The organism is Variovorax sp. GW821-FHT06D12, from assembly GCF_059419205.1.
On sequence record NZ_JBWKRI010000007.1, the window covers coordinates 42,405 to 59,653 of the forward strand.

General features: G+C 68.8%; 19 protein-coding genes. 16 read left to right on the forward strand and 3 right to left on the reverse strand.

Translation table 11 applies throughout. The annotated features are described in order from the left end of the window. Window positions 1–177 precede the first annotated feature (177 nt). Both AC07SQ_RS21330 and rocF read left to right on the forward strand, forming a co-directional pair. Complete coding sequence (locus tag AC07SQ_RS21330) at window positions 178–2,229, forward strand: prolyl oligopeptidase family serine peptidase (protein WP_495272764.1); 2,052 nt, start codon at window positions 178–180, stop codon at window positions 2,227–2,229. Continuing rightward, on the forward strand, window positions 2,226–3,155 hold the full coding sequence (gene rocF, locus AC07SQ_RS21335; RefSeq protein ID WP_495272765.1) for an arginase: 930 nt from the start codon (window positions 2,226–2,228) through the stop codon (window positions 3,153–3,155). The genes AC07SQ_RS21330 and rocF overlap by 4 nt, the downstream gene beginning before the upstream one ends. Before the next feature lie 13 nt (window positions 3,156–3,168). On the opposite strand, the gene AC07SQ_RS21340 is transcribed toward rocF, so the two are convergent. Next, window positions 3,169–3,846 (reverse strand): DUF2242 domain-containing protein, encoded by a 678-nt coding sequence (locus tag AC07SQ_RS21340; RefSeq protein ID WP_495272766.1) that lies wholly within the window; start codon window positions 3,844–3,846, stop codon window positions 3,169–3,171. A 104-nt stretch (window positions 3,847–3,950) separates the two neighbouring features. Continuing rightward, on the reverse strand, window positions 3,951–5,225 hold the full coding sequence (locus AC07SQ_RS21345) for a Glu/Leu/Phe/Val family dehydrogenase (protein WP_062478443.1): 1,275 nt from the start codon (window positions 5,223–5,225) through the stop codon (window positions 3,951–3,953). A 252-nt stretch (window positions 5,226–5,477) separates the two neighbouring features. On the opposite strand from AC07SQ_RS21345, the gene AC07SQ_RS21350 reads away from it, so the two are divergent. The 13 genes from AC07SQ_RS21350 (at window position 5,478) to AC07SQ_RS21410 (ending at window position 15,413) form a co-directional block, all read left to right on the forward strand. After that, window positions 5,478–5,933, forward strand: coding sequence for a hypothetical protein (locus AC07SQ_RS21350; protein WP_095950083.1), 456 nt, complete (start codon window positions 5,478–5,480; stop codon window positions 5,931–5,933). Between the two features lie 143 nt (window positions 5,934–6,076). After that, on the forward strand, window positions 6,077–6,544 hold the full coding sequence (locus tag AC07SQ_RS21355) for an Lrp/AsnC ligand binding domain-containing protein (RefSeq protein ID WP_062478450.1): 468 nt from the start codon (window positions 6,077–6,079) through the stop codon (window positions 6,542–6,544). 114 nt (window positions 6,545–6,658) lie between these two features. Continuing rightward, the gene (locus tag AC07SQ_RS21360; RefSeq protein ID WP_099793338.1) at window positions 6,659–7,348 is read left to right on the forward strand and encodes a GntR family transcriptional regulator; all 690 of its coding nucleotides are present in this window, start codon (window positions 6,659–6,661) and stop codon (window positions 7,346–7,348) included. Between the two features lie 230 nt (window positions 7,349–7,578). Beyond that, window positions 7,579–8,517, forward strand: coding sequence for a fumarylacetoacetate hydrolase family protein (locus tag AC07SQ_RS21365; RefSeq protein ID WP_495272767.1), 939 nt, complete (start codon window positions 7,579–7,581; stop codon window positions 8,515–8,517). Window positions 8,518–8,585: 68 nt separating this feature from the next. Further along, window positions 8,586–9,605 carry an ABC transporter substrate-binding protein gene (locus AC07SQ_RS21370; protein WP_495272768.1) on the forward strand — a complete coding sequence of 340 codons (1,020 nt, stop codon included), beginning with the start codon at window positions 8,586–8,588 and terminating at the stop codon, window positions 9,603–9,605. 17 nt (window positions 9,606–9,622) lie between these two features. After that, a complete protein-coding gene (locus AC07SQ_RS21375; RefSeq protein ID WP_495272769.1) occupies window positions 9,623–10,195 on the forward strand; it encodes a VOC family protein in 573 nt (190 codons plus the stop codon). Between the two features lie 54 nt (window positions 10,196–10,249). Next, window positions 10,250–11,020, forward strand: coding sequence for an ABC transporter permease (locus AC07SQ_RS21380; RefSeq protein ID WP_095950087.1), 771 nt, complete (start codon window positions 10,250–10,252; stop codon window positions 11,018–11,020). A 58-nt stretch (window positions 11,021–11,078) separates the two neighbouring features. Further along, entirely contained in the window at window positions 11,079–11,480 is a 402-nt protein-coding gene (locus tag AC07SQ_RS21385; protein WP_070063818.1) for a VOC family protein, read from the forward strand. A 32-nt stretch (window positions 11,481–11,512) separates the two neighbouring features. Continuing rightward, on the forward strand, window positions 11,513–12,292 hold the full coding sequence (locus AC07SQ_RS21390) for an ABC transporter ATP-binding protein (RefSeq protein ID WP_495272770.1): 780 nt from the start codon (window positions 11,513–11,515) through the stop codon (window positions 12,290–12,292). A 43-nt stretch (window positions 12,293–12,335) separates the two neighbouring features. Then, window positions 12,336–13,229 (forward strand): 4-hydroxy-tetrahydrodipicolinate synthase, encoded by an 894-nt coding sequence (dapA, locus tag AC07SQ_RS21395; RefSeq protein ID WP_495272771.1) that lies wholly within the window; start codon window positions 12,336–12,338, stop codon window positions 13,227–13,229. Window positions 13,230–13,235: 6 nt separating this feature from the next. After that, entirely contained in the window at window positions 13,236–14,078 is an 843-nt protein-coding gene (locus AC07SQ_RS21400; RefSeq protein ID WP_495272772.1) for an alpha/beta hydrolase, read from the forward strand. Continuing rightward, window positions 14,075–14,665, forward strand: a complete 591-nt coding sequence (locus AC07SQ_RS21405; protein WP_495272773.1) for a malonic semialdehyde reductase — start codon at window positions 14,075–14,077, stop codon at window positions 14,663–14,665. The genes AC07SQ_RS21400 and AC07SQ_RS21405 overlap by 4 nt, the downstream gene beginning before the upstream one ends. A gap of 10 nt (window positions 14,666–14,675) precedes the next feature. Beyond that, entirely contained in the window at window positions 14,676–15,413 is a 738-nt protein-coding gene (locus tag AC07SQ_RS21410; protein ID WP_495272774.1) for a sulfite exporter TauE/SafE family protein, read from the forward strand. Window positions 15,414–15,425: 12 nt separating this feature from the next. Here the strand turns inward: AC07SQ_RS21410 and AC07SQ_RS21415 are convergent, their stop codons facing one another. Next, window positions 15,426–16,127: a YggS family pyridoxal phosphate-dependent enzyme gene (locus AC07SQ_RS21415; RefSeq protein WP_495272775.1), complete on the reverse strand. Its 702-nt coding sequence runs from the start codon at window positions 16,125–16,127 to the stop codon at window positions 15,426–15,428. Window positions 16,128–16,178: 51 nt separating this feature from the next. Here AC07SQ_RS21415 and AC07SQ_RS21420 point away from each other — a divergent pair, with 51 nt between their 5' ends. Beyond that, window positions 16,179–17,222: a type IV pilus twitching motility protein PilT gene (locus tag AC07SQ_RS21420; RefSeq protein ID WP_062482334.1), complete on the forward strand. Its 1,044-nt coding sequence runs from the start codon at window positions 16,179–16,181 to the stop codon at window positions 17,220–17,222. Window positions 17,223–17,249: the final 27 nt, after the last annotated feature.

Here is a 17,249-nt window from a genome sequence, read left to right on the forward strand (position 1 = left end):
CGTGGGCCTTCGCTTCTTCAGTGTTTCCACCGGGGGAAGGCACGCCCGGGACAGGGGTTTGCCCCAAGGATGGCCGGGGCGCGCATCCACATGTAATGAAAAAATCGACGCGCCTCGAATGCAGCAACAACTGCTCACAGGCCGCCGCATTCACGGGGGCTTCGTACACTGTGCCGCATGACCTCTGCGCACAACGAAGACCCCCATCTCTGGCTCGAAGACATCGACGGCGAAGCCGCTCTGGACTGGGCTCGCCAGCAGAATGCACATGCCGTTCACACCTATGCGCAGTCGCCGGCCTTCCAGTCGATCGAGCAGGGCCTGCTGGAGGTGCTCGACTCGGACGCGCGCATTCCGATGGTCAGCAAGATCGGTGCGCTGTACTACAACTTCTGGCGCGACAAGGCGCACCCCAAGGGCCTGTGGCGCCGCACCACGCTCGACCAGTACCGCACGCCCGAGCCCGCGTGGGAGACCGTGCTCGACCTCGACGCGCTGGCCGCGCAGGACGGCGAGAACTGGGTTTGGCACGGCGCCGACTGCCTGGAGCCCGCGTACGAACGCTGCCTGATCTCGCTGTCGCGCGGCGGCGCCGATGCCGACGTGGTGCGCGAGTTCGACCTCGTGAGCATGACGTTCGTCGAAGGCGGCTTCGCGCTGCCCGAGGCGAAGAACTACGTCACCTGGAAAGACATCGATCACCTGTACGTGGGCACCGATTTCGGCCCCGGCTCCATGACCAGCTCGAGCTACCCGCGCCTGGTGAAGGAGTGGCAACGCGGCACGCCGCTGGCCGAAGCCGTCACCGTGTACGAAGGTGCGCACGAAGACATGTCGGTGAGCGCCTGGAGCGACCACACGCCCGGCTTCGAGCGCGACTTCGTCTCGCGCCAGATCGACTTCTACGACAGCGAGACCTGGCTGCGCGCGCCCGACGGCACGCTGGCCAAGATCGACGTGCCCGACGACGCCAACACCGGCGTCACGCGCGAGTGGCTGCTGATCGAGCCGCGCGAAGACTGGACCGTGGCCGGCCGCACCTACACCGCCGGCTCGCTGCTGGCCGCGCGCTTCGACGACTACATGGCCGGCGCGCGCGAGCTCACGCTGCTGTTCGAGCCCGACGACACCACCGCGCTCGACGACTACTCGTGGACGCGCCACCACCTCATCCTCAACGTGATGCACGACGTGGTGAACCGGCTGGAGGTGCTCACGCCGCCGGCGGACGGCCTGGGCGACTGGGCGCGCGACAGCCTGGGCGGCGCGCCCGCGCTCTCGTGCGTGGCGGCCGGCGGCATCGACGAGACCGAGAGCGACGACTACTTCCTGACCGTGAGCGGCTTCCTGCAGCCGACCACGCTGTACATCGGCACCCTCGGCCAGGGCGAGCCGCAGCCGCTGAAGCACAGCCCCGGCTTCTTCGACGCCTCGCGCTTTCGCGTGAGCCAGCATTTCGCGACCTCGGCGGACGGCACGCGCGTGCCCTACTTCGAGATCGCCGCGAAAGACCTCGTGGCCGACGGCACCAACCCCACGCTGCAGTACGCCTACGGCGGCTTCGAGATCTCGCTGGAGCCAAGCTACAGCGGCGGCATCGGCCGCGCCTGGCTCGAACGCGGCGGCGTGTACGTGGTGGCGAACATCCGCGGCGGCGGCGAGTACGGCCCGCGCTGGCACCAGGCCGCGCTGCAGGAGAACCGGCTGCGCACCTGCGAAGACTTCGCGGCCGTGTCGCAGGACCTGTTCGCGCGCGGCATCACCTCGCCCGCGCACCTGGGCGCCATGGGCGGCAGCAACGGCGGCCTGCTCATGGGCAACATGCTCACGCTGTACCCGCAGCTGTACGGCGCCATCGTGAGCGAGGTGGCGCTGCTCGACATGAAGCGCTACACGCAGCTGTCGGCCGGCGCCTCTTGGATCGCGGAGTACGGCGACCCGGAACTGCCCGACGAGTGGGAGTTCATCCGGACCTTCTCGCCCTACGAGAACGCACAGGCCGGCACGCCCTACCCGCCCGCCCTTTTCACCACCTCCACGCGCGACGACCGCGTGGGGCCGGTGCATGCGCGCAAGATGCACGCGAAGCTGCTCGCGCAGGGGCACGACAGCAGCTTCTACGAGAACATGGAAGGCGGCCACAGCGCCGCCGCGGACAACAAGGCGTCCGCCTTCATGGATGCGCTCGGCTACGCCTACCTCTGGCACCACATCGGGAGACCGACATGAACAGCAGCAGCACCGCCGCTACCACCCTCGAACTGATCGGCGCGCCGACCGACATCGGCGCCAGCGTGCGCGGCGCGGGCATGGGCCCCGACGCGCTGCGCGTGGCCGGCCTGGCCGAGGCGCTGGCGGGCCAGGGCTTCACGGTGCTCGACCGCGGCAACCTCGCGGGCCCGGCCACGCCGTGGGCACCACCGGCCAACGGGCTGCGCCACCTCACCGAGGTGATCGCGTGGAACCGTTCGGTCTACGCCGCCGTCGACACCGCGCTGGGCGCCGGCCACGTGCCGGTGATGCTGGGCGGTGACCACTGCCTGGCGATCGGCTCCATCAGCGCCGTGGCCTGGCATGCGCGAAAACGCGGCAAGAAGCTGCGCGTGCTGTGGCTCGACGCGCACTCCGACGTCAACACCGAGACCACGAGCCCCAGCGGCAACCTGCACGGCATGCCGGTGTCGTGCCTGCTGGGCCACGGGCCGGCGGACCTCACGGGCTGGAGCGGCGAGCCCGCGGCGCTGGCGCACGACGCCATCCGCTTCATCGGCATCCGCAGCGTCGATGCCGACGAGAAGGAAGCGATCCGCACGCTCGCCCTGCACGTGTTCGACATGCGCCACATCGACGAGAACGGCATGCGCACCACCATGACCGAAGCGCTGCAGGACGTGGACGAAGACACCCACCTGCACGTGAGCTTCGACCTCGATTGCCTCGACCCGGCCGACGCGCCCGGCGTGGGCACGGGCGTGCGCGGCGGGCCGACCTACCGCGAGATGCAGCTGTGCATGGAAATGATCGCCGACACCGGCCGGCTCGGCTCGGTCGACGTGGTGGAACTCAACCCCGCGCTCGACGTGCGCAACCAGACGGCCGAGGTGGCGGTGGAGCTGATCGAGAGCCTGTTCGGCAAGTCGACGCTGGTGCGCTGACTGCCGAGCCTGTTCAGCCGCGGTTCGGCGACGGCGCCACCGGGAAGGTGGTGGCGGCGGGGCGCGTGGCGGGCTTCGGTGCGTCCTCAGCATCGGCCGGCATGTCGGGGCCGCCGCCCTGCAGGAAGCGCTCGACCAGCGTGAAGAAGCGGTCGTAGAAACGCTCGTCGGTGAGCGTCTGGCTCGCCACCTTGACCATCGCTTCGTTGCTGCCGCCGAAGGGCAGCGAGAGCGAGCCGATGGCGCCCACGCCCAGGCTGGCCGAGTTGCTGCCCTTCTTCAGGCCGTAGCGGTCCTGCAGCGCGGTCGCGAAGGCCACGGTGCTGCGGCCGGCCGAGGCGCTGCCCGCGCCCCCTTCCCGCGCGCAGACCACGCGGAACTCGACCTCGACGTGCGTCTCGGCCGCGGGCTGGAAGCTCTTGCGCGCGGTCACCAGGTCGGCGTTGGCGGCCGTGACCATGTAGCCCTGGCTCAGCAGCGCACGGCGCGCCGCCTCGCAGGTCTGGGCCTCGCTGGCGGCGTAGTTGCGCGTGTGGGTGGTGGTCGAGTCGAAGTCTTCGGGCTCGTAGGTCTGGCGCGTGCCGAAGCTGCCGCAGCCGGCCAGCAACAGGGCCGACAGCAGGCCCGGGAACAGAAACGCCGGCACGCGGGCCGGCGAAGCGAATAAAGCGGCAGAAGAGGTCTGGGGCATGGCAGGGCGGGAAGGACACCGGATGCTAACCAACCGGCGGCTTCGCTTCGAGCCCCCGGCAGGCCGGGGGTTCCCGAAAGGCCCTGCAAGCCCCGGAGATCGCGTCAGGGGTACAGACCGCGTTCCTGGCGCGCCATCAGGATGCGCTCGCAGGCCACCGCGTAGGTGGCAGTGCGCAGCGGGATCTTGTGCTTGTCGGCCGTGTCCCAGATCTGGTTGAGCGCGTTCATCATGATGCGGTCGAGGCGCACGTTGATCTCGTCCTCGTCCCAGAAGAAGGACGAGAAGTCCTGCACCCATTCGAAGTACGAGACCGTCACGCCGCCGGCGTTGCAGATCACGTCGGGCACGACCAGCACGCCGCGCTCGGCCAGGATGTCGTCGGCCTCGGGCACCGTCGGGCCGTTGGCGCCTTCGAGCACCAGCTTGGCGGTGGTCTTCTTGGCGCGTTCGGCCGTGAGCTGGCCTTCGAGGGCGGCCGGGATCAGGATGTCGCAGGCCACGTCCCAGAAGTCTTCATTCGGCACGATGTCGCCGCCGGCCTTGAAGCCGACCACGCCGTCGGTGCGCGAGATGGGCACCAGCTGGGTCAGATCGAGGCCGTTGGTGTTCACGATGGTGCCGGTGTGGTCCTGCACCGCGACGATCTTGGCGCCCGCCTCGACGAAGAGTTCGGCCGCGACCGAGCCCACGTTGCCGAAGCCCTGCACCGCGATGCGCGCGCCGCGCAGGTCCATGCCCAGGCGGCGGGCCGCTTCACGGCCGGTGACGAACACGCCGCGGCCGGTGGCCTTCACGCGGCCCAGCGATCCGCCCAGGTGCAGCGGCTTGCCGGTGACCACGCCGGTGGCGGTGCCGCCGACGTTCATCGAGTAGGTGTCCATCATCCACGCCATGATCTGCGCGTTGGTGTTCACGTCGGGCGCGGGGATGTCGGTGTGCGGGCCGATGATGATGCCGATCTCGCTGGTGTAGCGGCGCGTGACCTTCTCGAGTTCTTGCAGCGACAGCTTCTTCGGGTCGACGCGGATGCCGCCCTTGGCACCGCCGTACGGCAGGTTGACGGCAGCGGTCTTGATGGTCATCCAGGCCGACAGCGCCATCACTTCTTCCAGCGTGACGTCGGGGTGGAAGCGCACGCCGCCCTTGCCTGGGCCGCGGCTCATGTTGTGCTGCACGCGGTAGCCCTCGAAGTGGGCGATGGTGCCGTTGTCCATCTCGATCGGCACGTCGACGATCAGCGCGCGCTTGGGGCGCTTGAGGGTTTCGACCCAGCGCGCCAGCGGGCCGAGGTACGGCACGACGCGATCGACCTGCGACAGGTAGGTGCCCCAGGGGCTGTTGGCCGTCGGATTGACGAAGGAGAGTTTCTCGTTCATGGAAGATTCCCTTGGTTGGAATGGATGGGCGCAACGATATTCCGACTGAGGGCCGCGCGCCATGGCTTATGCATGCCGCGATGGCGGTTATGCAAGAGAAGTTGGAAGGCCCCTTGCGGTCCCTCTCGGCGCGGCCCGATGCAGGTGGATACGCACATGACAAAACCGTCATCCAGACGTTATCGGTCGCGTGGGTGCGCTTCGTACAGTCGTTCTCACCAACCAAGCAACCACCTCAAGGAGTGAACGAACATGAAGCTGTCTGCCACCACCCGCCTTCTGAACACCGCCGCCGTCGCCGCCCTGCTGGGCCTGGCCGCCGCACCGAGCTTTGCCGGCAACTACGCCGAAGGCGACCCGCGTCCCGCGCCCTTCGCGTCGTCGACGACGCGCGCCGCCGTGACGGCCGATGCCCAGCAGTGGCTGAAGACCGCGCCCACCCAGGGCTACAACGAGAACATGGGCCAGGAGCCGGTCGTGGTCTCGGCCAACAGCCGCGCCGCCGTGGCCGCCGACACGCAGCTGTGGATCCGCTCGGGCCTGGCCGCCCAGCAGTCGGGCGAAGCCGGCGCCGACACGTCGCGCCCCGGCTACCGCGAAGCCCAGGCTGCGTACACCAAGCTGCGCGAAGGCCCGGCCTACGGCGCGCTGGTCGACCAGCTCTCGGGCCGCCAGGCTGCCGCACCGGGCTCGACCACGGTGCGTTGAATGCGCTAACCCACGGCTTTCGGTAGTTCAAACGACTGCAAAAGGGTAGTTCAACGGCATTTCCTTGGTTCTATCTCCTATGGCCGTGGCAAATAGGCCGCATTTCTTGCAGCCGATCGATGTGCGCGCCGGATAATCCTCGAATGCTTGATCTGGACCGCATCGATCTGCGCCTGCTGAAGATCCTTCAGGAAGACGGCCGCATCACCAACCTCAAGCTGGCGGAGGCGGTCGCGCTGTCCCCCACCGCCGTGCTGGCGCGCGTGCAGCGCCTCACGCGCGACGGCTTCATCCTGGGCTACGAGGCCCGCCTCGACCCCTACAAGCTGGGGCGCGGCTTCACCGTGTTCGTCGAGGTCCTGCTCGACCGCACCACCGCCAACGTCTTCGACCAGTTCAAGGCCGCCGTGCAGGTGCGCGACGAGATCATGGAATGCCACATGGTCGCCGGCGGCTTCGACTACCTCCTCAAGACCCGCATGGCCGACATGGCCGCCTACCGCGAGTTCGCCGGCACCGTGCTGTGGCAGCTGCCCGGCGTGCGCGAGACGCGGACCTATGCGGTGATGGAAGAGGTCAAGAGCAGCGCGCGCCTGCCGCTGGGGGTCTGAGGCGCACGCCCGCCTGGGGCGTTTGGGTCGGCGTTATTGCATGCGACAATTAAATTTTGTCGACAATATGTCGTCCCACGCCACGCGGGCGGCACGCCCCCGAAGAAGCAAACCATGGAAAACGAGCCTGGAAAAACGCTGTCCCAGACCATCTCGGACCGCCTGGCCGAGGAAATCGTGCTGCGCCGTTTCCAACCGGGCGAACGCCTGGACGAACAGACGATCGCGACGCGCTTCGGCGTCTCGCGCAGCCCGGTGCGCGATGCGCTGCGGCAGCTGGCCTCGACCCGGCTGATCGAGCACCTGCCGCGCCGCGGCTTCTCGGTGGCGACGATGGCGCCCGCCGACCTCGACGGCCTGTTCGAAGCCTCCGGCGAACTGGAAGCCCTGTGCGCCAAGCTGTGCGCGCTGCGCGCCGCGCCGTCGGAGCGCAAGCGCATCGAGTTCGTTCATCAGCAAGCCGGACGCGCCGCGGCCGAGGGCGACGCGAAAGCGTACGCCGCGCTGAACGAGGAATTCCACGCGCTGATCTACGCCGGCGCCCGCAACAAGACGCTGCAGGACCTCGCACTGAGCCTGCGCCAGCGCCTCGCCCCCTTCCGCTCGCAAGGCTTCTTCACGACGGAAAACCGCCTGCAGCATTCCCATGTCGAGCACGAAGCCCTCGTTGCCGCCCTGCTGGCGCACGACGGTGACGCCGCCGCCGCCGCCATGCACAGCCATGCGGCCAACTCGGCGATGAACGTGCTGCAGCACTTCGACGGCAGCGCCTCCCGCACCCCGTCTTCCAGCGCCGCCGCCTGACGCGGCTGCCGCGCCCTCTCCCTCCCTCCCGTTTCCGCTGGCCCGCCCCGGCCCGCCGCTCCCGGCGCAGGCCGGCCGCGGCATGCGTCCGTACGCCCGTTTCAGGCATGTCGCGACAAACCCTTGACGTTCGTGAACACCAAAACATAAAATTGCACACAATTCGCAGACACTGAATGCAAAACACCCGTCGCGGATTCCAACCCACCTACAAAAGAGGAGTCAATCGAATGTCTTGGATCGCGCTCGCCACTTACCGCCGCGCCGGCGGGCTTGCCCCCGCCCTGGTGATCGACAGCCAGCTGTACGACCTGGAGGCGGCCCGCGCGGCCGGCCTGCCGCCGCTGCCCGAAACCTGGGTCACGCAAGGCGTCGAAGCCATGCTGCGCGACTGGGCGAACGCCCAGGCCTGGCTGCGCGACGCCACGCCCATCGCCGCCGCGCTGGCCGCCTCGGGCGCGATCCGGCCGGTGGCCGACGGCGCCGCGGCCGTGGCTGCGCCCTTCGTGCCGAGCCGCATCTTCTGCGCCGCCTCGAACTACGCCTCGCACGCCAACGAAATGGGCACCGTGCTGGCGGCCAAGTCGCAGAGCAAGCCGTACATGTTCCTGAAGCTCTCGAACACGGTGATCGGCAACGGCGAGACGATCCAGATGCCGCCCGAGACCAGCAAGCTCGACTGGGAGGTCGAACTCGCCGCCGTGATCGGCAAGCGCTGCCGCCGCGTGTCGGTCGAGGACGCACTCGACGCCGTGGCCTGCTACACGATCGTCAACGACATCTCGGCGCGCGACCTCAACATCCGCGGCGACTACCCGTTCAAGCACGACTGGTTCCAGGGCAAGTGCCACGACACCTTCGCGCCCATCGGCCCGTGGCTGGTGCCCGCCTGGCAGATCCCCGACCCGCAGGCCGTGCAGATGCGCCTGGACGTGAACGACGAGCCGATGCAGCAGGACAGCACGGCCAACATGATCTGGACGGTGCGCGAGCAGATCGCCTACCTGTCGACCATCGTCACGCTGGAGCCCGGCGACGTGATCGCCACCGGCACGCCGACCGGCGTGGGCATGGGTCGGGGTATCTACCTGAAGGCGGGCGACCGGCTGGTGGCGAGCATCGAGGGCATCGGACGGCTTTCCAATCAAGTGCAGGCAGAGCGCGTCTGAGCGTCCGCACGGCGGGGCCACGGCCCCGTTCTTTCGAATCACGAACAACAAGGTATGGAGACAAAGACATGCAACCCACCCGCAGAGGATTGGCCGCACTCGCGCGCGCGCTGACCGGCATCGCCTGTTGCAGCGCGCTGCTGCTGCCCGCGGCGCCCGCGCTCGCCCAGGAGAAGGTCACCTACAACATGGCCTGGCTGCCGCAGGGCAGCTCGGTGGGCGTGATCGTCGCGCAGGCGCAGGGCTACTTCCGCGAGCTGGGCCTGGACACCGCCATCGTGCGCGGCTACGGCGGCAACCGCACCGCCAACGAGCTGGACCAGGGGCAGTTCGAAATCGGCTACGTCGACCCGATCAGCCTGGTGCTCAACCGCGCCAACGGCGGCAAGATCCGCATGATCGGCGCCATCAACACGCGCTGGCCCGCGGGCATCTGCTTCGACACCAAGCGCCACCAGCCCAAGACGCCGGCCGACATGAAGGGCCTGCGCCTGGGTGGCGGCTCGGCCTCGCCGGTGCACAACGTCGTGCCCGCCTGGCTGGAGCTGAACCGCCAGCCCAAGGACAGCATCCGCCTGCTGCGCATGGACCCCGCCGTGGTCGACGCCTCGCTGATCGAAGGCAAGGTCGACCTGGCCGAATGCTGGCGCGGAAGCAACCGCGCTGTCACCCAGAAGCAGGCCAACGCCGCGGGCGTGACGCTCGGCTGGATCGAGTACAGCGACTTCGGCCTGGACGCCTACGGCAGCGGCTTCGCGGCCAGCGAAGACCTGATCAAAAAGCGGCCGGAGGTGGTGAAGAAGTTCCTGCGTGCGTCGTACCGCGGCTTCGAATTCGCCATGGCCAACCCCGAGCAGGCGGCCGATCTCATGGTGAAGATGTTTCCCACCACCGACCGCGCCGTGGCGCTGGCGCAGATCAAGGACATGAACGACCTGCTGGTCGACCCGGCGGCCAAGGCCAAGGGGCTGGGCCATCTGCGCGATGACCGCATGCGCGCCACCGTGCAGTTCGTCGACAAGGCCTTCGGCCTCGGCGGCAAGGTGCAGCCGCAGGACGCCTACACCAACGACCTGCTCGCACCATGAGCGCGGGAGCAACACCGATGGTTCAACGCCCCCGTCCCCAGCGCCTCGGGCACGTCGTGCTCAACGTGCGCGACCTCAAGGCCTCCGTGCGCTTCTACACCGAGATCGTCGGGCTGGAAGTGTCCGACTACATCGAGGACCAGATGGCCTTCCTGCGCTGCGGGAACGACCACCACGACCTGGCGCTGGCGCAGATTGCGCTCGGCGACCCGCAGCATGCGGCCACCTACACGCCGGGGCGGCCCGGGCTGGAGCACTTCGCCTACCAGCTCGGCTCGCTGGTCGAGATCGAGGACGCCGCGCGCTACCTGCAGGCGCAGGGCATCGACATCGTGCGCGGCATCGGCAAGCACGGGCCCGGCGAGAACCTGTTCCTCGTGTTCAAGGACCCCGACGGCAACTACTGCGAGTTCTACGCGGAGATGGTGCAGATCACGCCCGCGCAGCCCTACACGCCCCGCGTCTGGAAGAACGACCTCGCGGCCTTCGACCAATGGCACTTCGACCGGTTCGTGGTGCCGCCGCCCGAGTGGGGGCCGCGCACGGCACAGGACACCAAAGGCGAAGACAGCGACGACCCGAAGCGCTGAACGCCCACCACGCGACAAGACACGACACATAAAAAAGATCCGGAGACAAGACACATGCACCCCGCCCCTTCCTCGCGCGCCGAATCGTGGCGCCGCTTCACCGACCCCGCCCTGCTGTTCCTCGCACTGGGCCTGCTGTGGGAAAAATCAGTCGACGTGTTCGGCATCAAGCGCTACCTGCTGCCGCCGCTGTCGCAGGTGCTCGACAGCCTGTGGACCAACCGCATGGCCCTGCTCGTGCAGTCGTGGGTCACGACGCAGGAGGTGCTGGCCGGCTTCGCGCTGGCGGCCGTCGGCGGCGTGCTGCTCGGGCTCGCGATCCACGCCATCCCGGTGGTGCGGCGCGCGCTGTATCCGCTCATCGTGGTGTTCCAGGGCCTGCCCAAGATCGCGCTGGCGCCGCTCATGGTGATCTGGTTCGGCTACGGCGACACCTCCAAGGTGCTGATGGCCTTTCTCTTCGCCTTCTTCCCGGTGGTGATCGCCACGATGGGCGGACTGGCGGGCACGCCGGCGCACCTGGTGGAGCACTTTCGCGCCATCCGCGCCTCGTCGTGGACCACCTTCCGCCGCCTCTACGTGCCTTCGGCCCTGCCGTCGATCATGGACGGGCTGCGCTCGGCCATGCCGCTGGCCGTGATCGGCGCGATCGTGGGCGAGTTCGTCGGCTCCGAGCGCGGGCTCGGCCACCTCATCCTCGAGGCCAATGCCAACGCGCGCACCGACTACCTGTTCGCTGCGCTGGTGGTGATCTCGGTGGTCGCCGGCCTGCTGTACCTGCTGGTCGAACTGGCCGCCCAACGCGTCTGGTGGCGCGGGCTCTGAGCCTTCACCCCTCTTTCTCTTTCGTCCTTTCAAAGATTTCAACTCAGGAGACATCCCCATGGCCAAACTGCGTCACATCGCCCTTGCCGTTCCCGATCCCCAAAAGGCGGCCAAGTTCTACAGCGAGGTCTTCGACCTCACCATCGTCGAACCCACGCACTCGCCCATCGCCGACGGCGTGTACCTCACGGACGGCACCATCTGCCTGGCGCTGCTGAACTACAAGACCGACGAGGCCGCAGGCCTTGAGAAGGGCAAGGACTGGATCGGCACGCACCACTTCGGCTTCTGGGTCGACGACCTCGATGCACAGCGCAAGGCCATCGAAGACCACGGCGGCACCTTCTTCATGGACCTGCCGCACGACAAGAAGAGCCTGTACTACGAGATGAAATTCCGCGACCTCGACGGCGTGGTCTTCGACATCTCCGAAGGCGGCTGGGTGGGGGCCCGCAAGTGAAGCCTGGGACTGTGGCCACCGGCGAGGCGACGGTGCGCGCCCCCGGAGCCATCGACACAGCGATCGGCGTCAGCCGCGTCGCCAAGACCTTCGACACGCGCCACAGCGTGCGCGCGCTGGAGCAGGTCGACTTCACGGTGCAGCGCGGCGAGTTCGTCTCGATCCTCGGGCCCAGTGGCTGCGGCAAGAGCACCCTGCTGCGCATCGTGGCCGGGCTGATCCAGCCCGACGCGGGCGGCGAGGTGCGCGTGCTCGGCCACCAGCAGACGCGGATGTCCGACGACGTGGGCGTGGTGTTTCAGACCCACAACATGCTGCCGTGGGAAACCGTGGAAGCCAACATCCGCCTCGCGGCCGAGGTGCGCAAGCTGCCGAAGAAGGACATCGACGAACGCGTGGAAGCGCTGCTGCCGATCCTCAAGCTGGAGAAGTTCCGCCGCAACTACCCGCACGAACTCTCGGGCGGCATGCGCCAGCGCGCGGCGCTGGGGCAGATCCTCGTGATGCGACCCCAGGTGCTGCTGCTGGACGAGCCCTTCGGCGCGCTCGACGCACTCACGCGCGACCAGCTCAACGTCGAGCTGCTGCGCCTGTGGCAGGAGATGCGCCAGACGGTGATCCTCATCACCCACAGCATCTCGGAGGCCGTCTTTCTCTCGGACCGCGTGCTCGTGATGTCCGAGCGGCCGGGGCGCATCGTCGAGGACATCCGCATCGACCTGCCGCGCCCGCGCGACCCGCGCACCACCAAGGAAGCGGCCGCCTTCGGCCACTACGTGGTGCAGCTGGGCCACCTGATGGGCGTCGACTGACGCCGCCCGTCGCCCCCTCTTCGTTCTTCTTCCGGAGCTCTCTTTGAACCTCTCGAAATTCCACGGCGTGGTGCCCGCCATGGCCACGCCTTTCACCGCCGACCACCGGCTCGACGAAGCCCGCGTCGGCGAGCTGATCGACAGCTACATCCACGCCGGCGTGCACGGCATTTCCGTCGCCGGCAGCCAGGGCGAGTTCTTCGCCCTGGAGCGCGACGAGCACATCCGCCTGCTGGAGCTGTCGATGCGCGCCATCGACGGCCGCGTGCCGCTGTACGCCGGCACCGGCGGCGCCACCACGCGCGACGCCATCGCGCTCACGCAGGCCGCCGAAGCCCTGGGCGCCGACCTGGCGCTGGTGATCACGCCGTACTTCGTGCAGCCCACGCAGGACGAGCTGGTGGCCCACTACACCGCCGTGGCGCGCGCGACGAGGCTGCCGGTGATGCTCTACAACAACCCGCCGCGCACCGCCGTCAATGTGCTGCCCGCCACGCTCGCGCGCTGCATGCAGGCAGCCGACAACATCGTGGGCATGAAGGACTCGGGCGGCGACCTCACGCAGTCCATCGAGTACCTGCTGACCGCGCCGCGCCCCGCGCTGCTGTTCTCGGGCCGCGACACCATCGCGCTGTCGATGATGTTCCACGGCGCGCAGGGCACCATCTCGCCCGCCGCCAACGTGTTCCCCGAGCTCATGGTGCGCATGTACGACGCGCTGCGCGCCGGCCGCCACGACGAGGCGCTGCGTGTGTCGAACATCTTCGCGCCGCTGCGCGCGGCCTGGGCCTGGGGCTCGTTCCCGGTCGTCATCAAGGAAGCGATGACGCTCGCGGGCCGCAGCGCCGGGCCGACGCGCCCGCCGGTCGCCGCGCTGCCGGAGAAGGTGCGCGCCGACCTGCGGGCCGTGGTCGAGCGCATCGGCGCCAGCGCGTAACCCGCCATGCCGCCGAACCCCGCAGCCGGCGACGGCGAGCGCCGCTACAACGCGCGCCTGGCCGTCCCGCACTACCAGGACATCTTCGACGGCTGGGCACGCGCGTCCGCCGCGGTGCGCGAGCGCACCCGCGCGCGGCTCGACATCGCCTACGGGCCGCACACGGCCGAGCGCCTCGACCTGTTCCTGCCCGAGGGCCGCCCACGCGGCACGCTGATGTACATCCATGGCGGCTACTGGCGCTCGCTCGACAAGCACGACGCCTCGCTGGTCGCACCGCCCTTCACTGCCGCCGGCTACGCGGTGGCGGTGGTCAACTATGCGCTGTGCCCCGCAGTGAGCGTGGAGACCATCGTCGCGCAGATGCGCAGCGCGGCAGCCTGGCTCGCCGCGCACCACGCGCAGTGGGACGCACCACCCGGACGCCTGTTCGCCTGCGGCCATTCGGCCGGCGGGCACCTGGCGGCGATGCTGCTGGCCACCGAACCCGAGGTGAAAGCCGCCGTCTGCATCAGCGCGTTGTACGACCTGCGCCCGCTGCTCGACGTGCCGTCGGTGATGGACGCCACGCGCTTCACGCCGCGCAGCGCGGCGGCGCTGAGCCCGGCGCTGTGGCGTCCCCTGACCGGTACGCGACTACTCACCGCCCTGGGCGGCGACGAGAATCCCGGCTTCCGCGAACAATGCGACACCATCCGCCTGCACTGGCGCGACGTTCATGCGGGCCACATCGAGTGCCCGGGTCACGACCATTTTTCGATCCTCGACGAACTGACGCGCGCCGACGGCGCGATCGCGACGGCGACCTTGCGGCTGATGCAGTCCTTCGACCTTCCACGTTCCCCATGATTCCAGACAGCGCCCTCGACACCCTCTTTCTCCAGGCCCGCTCCCACAACGGCTGGCTGCCCCGCCCGGTCAGCGAGGCGCAGCTGCGCCAGATCCACGAACTCGTGAAGTGGGGTCCGACTTCGGCCAACTGCTCGCCGATGCGCGTGGTCTTCGTGCGCACCGACGAAGGCCGCGAACGCCTGCGGCCGCTGCTCTCGCCCGGCAATGTCGAGAAGACGATGACGGCGCCCGTCACCGCGATCCTCGGTTTCGACACGGCCTTCTACCGCGAGCTGCCACGGCTCTTTCCGCACCGGCCGTCGATGCAGGACGACTTCACGGGGCCCGACAAGGAGGTGCACGCGCTGCGCACGGCCTTTCGCAACGCGAGCCTGCAGGCGGGCTACTTCATGCTCGCGGCACGCGCCATCGGGCTGGATTGCGGGCCGATGTCGGGCTTCGATGCCGCAGGCATGGACGCAGCGTTCTGGCATGGCACGTCGGTACGCACGAATTTCCTGTGCAACCTCGGCCACGGCGACCCTGCCCAGCTGTTCGACCGCCACCCGAGGCTCGCGTTCGAAGAAGCCTGCCGCTTCGCCTGAGGGTCGCGCGATGCTTGTCGATGCGACGTTGATCGCCGCAGCCTTCGTGGCGGGCACCCTGAACGCGGTGGCCGGCGGCGGCAGCTTCCTGACGCTGCCGGCCCTGGTGTTCGCGGGCGTGCCGGCCGTGAGCGCCAACGCCACGGGCACGCTGGCGCTGCTGCCCGGCTACCTGTCGGCGGCCTGGGGCTTTCGCGGCGACACCCAGCCGCCGCCCGGACTGTCCCTGCGGGCGCTGGTGCTGCTCTCGCTGCTGGGCGGCAGCACGGGCGCCGCGCTGCTGCTGATCACGCCCGATCACACCTTCCGCCGCGTCGTGCCGTGGCTGCTGCTGCTGGCCACGCTGCTGTTCGTGCTGGCGCCGCGCCTCACGGCCTCGCGGCAGGCGGGCGCGCGCAGTCCGGCGGTCGCGAGGGCCTCGGTGCTCGCCGTCACGGTCTATGGCGGCTACTTCAACGGCGGGCTGGGCATCCTGCTGCTTGCGCTGTTCGGCCTGCTCGGACAGAACCGTTTGCTGGCCGCCAACGGGCTCAAGAACCAGGTGTCGGCGCTGCTCACGCTGATCGCGGTCGCCCTCTATGCCTGGGGCGGCCTGATCGCCTGGCGCGAGGCCGCGATCATGGCGGGCGCCGCGCTGCTCGGCGGCTACCTCGGCGCCCGGGGCGCGCGGCGCCTGCCGCCGGCCTGGCTGCGCGCGGGCATCGTCGCCACGGGGCTGACGATGAGCTTGCTGTTCTTCCTGCGCTAGGGGCCTATGACTTCAGGCGGGCTTGCGCGCCCGCCCGCCGAAGATCGCCGTACCGACCCGCACCATCGTGCTGCCGGCACTGACCGCCGCCTCGAGGTCCCCGCTCATGCCCAGCGACAGCGTGTCCAGCGCGATGCCCGCCGCCCGGATCGATTCGAACACCGCGTGCGCGCGCAGGCACAGTTCGCGCTGCGCCGCGAAATCCGCCGCCGGTTCGGGGATCGCCATGAGCCCGCGCAGCGTCAGCTGTGGCAAGACCGCCACAGCGCGCGCCAGCGCCAAGGCCTCTTCCGGCGGCACGCCAGACTTGTTCGCGCCGCCGTCCACGTTGACCTGCAGGCACACCTGCAGCGGCGGCAGGTGGGCCGGGCGCTGGGCCGACAGGCGCTCGGCGATCTTCAGGCGGTCGATGCTGTGGACCCAGTCGAACTGCTCGGCCACGGGCCGCGTCTTGTTGCTCTGCAGAGGGCCGATGCAGTGCCATTCGAGTCCCGCGCGCAGGTCGGCCAGCGCGGCGATCTTGTCCAAGCCCTCCTGCACGTAGTTCTCGCCGAAGGCCGCCTGGCCGGCCGCGTGCGCCTCGCGCACGGCCTGCGGCCCGAAGGTCTTGGACACCGCCAGCAGGCGCACCGCCGCCGGGTCGCGCCTGGCCTGCGCACAGGCCCGGTCGATCCGGGCCCTTACTTGCTGGAGATCGTCGCCAATCATCGTCATAATCTTCCGAATTCGTATCAAAACGTCACTAAAGCCTGCCTGAGGAGCCCCGTGGACATCACCCAACTGCTGGCGTTCAGCGTCAAGAACAAAGCCTCCGACCTGCACCTGTCGGCCGGCCTGCCGCCGATGATCCGCGTGAACGGCGACGTGCGCCGCATCAACGTCGATGCGCTGGACCACAAGGCCGTGCATGCCATGGTGTACGACATCATGAGCGACACGCACCGCAAGCACTACGAAGAGTTCCTGGAGGTCGACTTCTCGTTCGAGATCGACGGCCTCGCGCGCTTTCGCGTGAACGCCTTCAACCAGGCGCGCGGTGCGGCCGCGGTGTTCCGGACCATTCCCTCGAAGATCCTCACGCTCGAGCAGCTCAACGCGCCGAAGATTTTCGGCGAACTCGCGCTCAAGCCGCGCGGCCTCGTGCTGGTGACGGGCCCCACGGGCTCGGGCAAGTCGACCACGCTGGCGGCGATGGTGAACTACCTCAACGAGAACGAGTACGGCCACATCCTCACGGTGGAAGACCCGATCGAGTTCGTGCACGAATCCAAGAAGTGCCTGATCAACCAGCGCGAAGTGGGGCCGATGACGCTGTCGTTCGCGAACGCGCTGCGCTCCGCCCTGCGCGAAGACCCGGACGCGATCCTGGTGGGCGAGTTGCGCGACCTCGAAACCATTCGCCTCGCGATGACCGCGGCCGAAACGGGCCACCTGGTGTTCGGCACGCTGCACACCTCGTCGGCCGCCAAGACCATCGACCGGATCATCGACGTGTTCCCGGGCGAAGAGAAAGAAATGATCCGCGCGATGCTGTCGGAGTCTTTGCAGGCCGTGATCTCGCAGACGCTGTGCAAGACCAAGGACGGCCAGGGCCGCGTGGCGGCGCACGAGATCATGCTGGGCACGCCGGCCATCCGCAACCTGATCCGCGAGGCCAAGGTCGCGCAGATGTACTCCACCATCCAGACCGGCCAGGGCTCGGGCATGCAGACGCTCGACCAGAACCTGACAGAGCTGGTGCGCCGCAATACGATCTCTGCCGCCGAAGCGCGCGGCAAGGCCAAGATTCCCGAGAATTTCCCCGGCTGATTCGAACAGCCACCCGGAGCACAGACA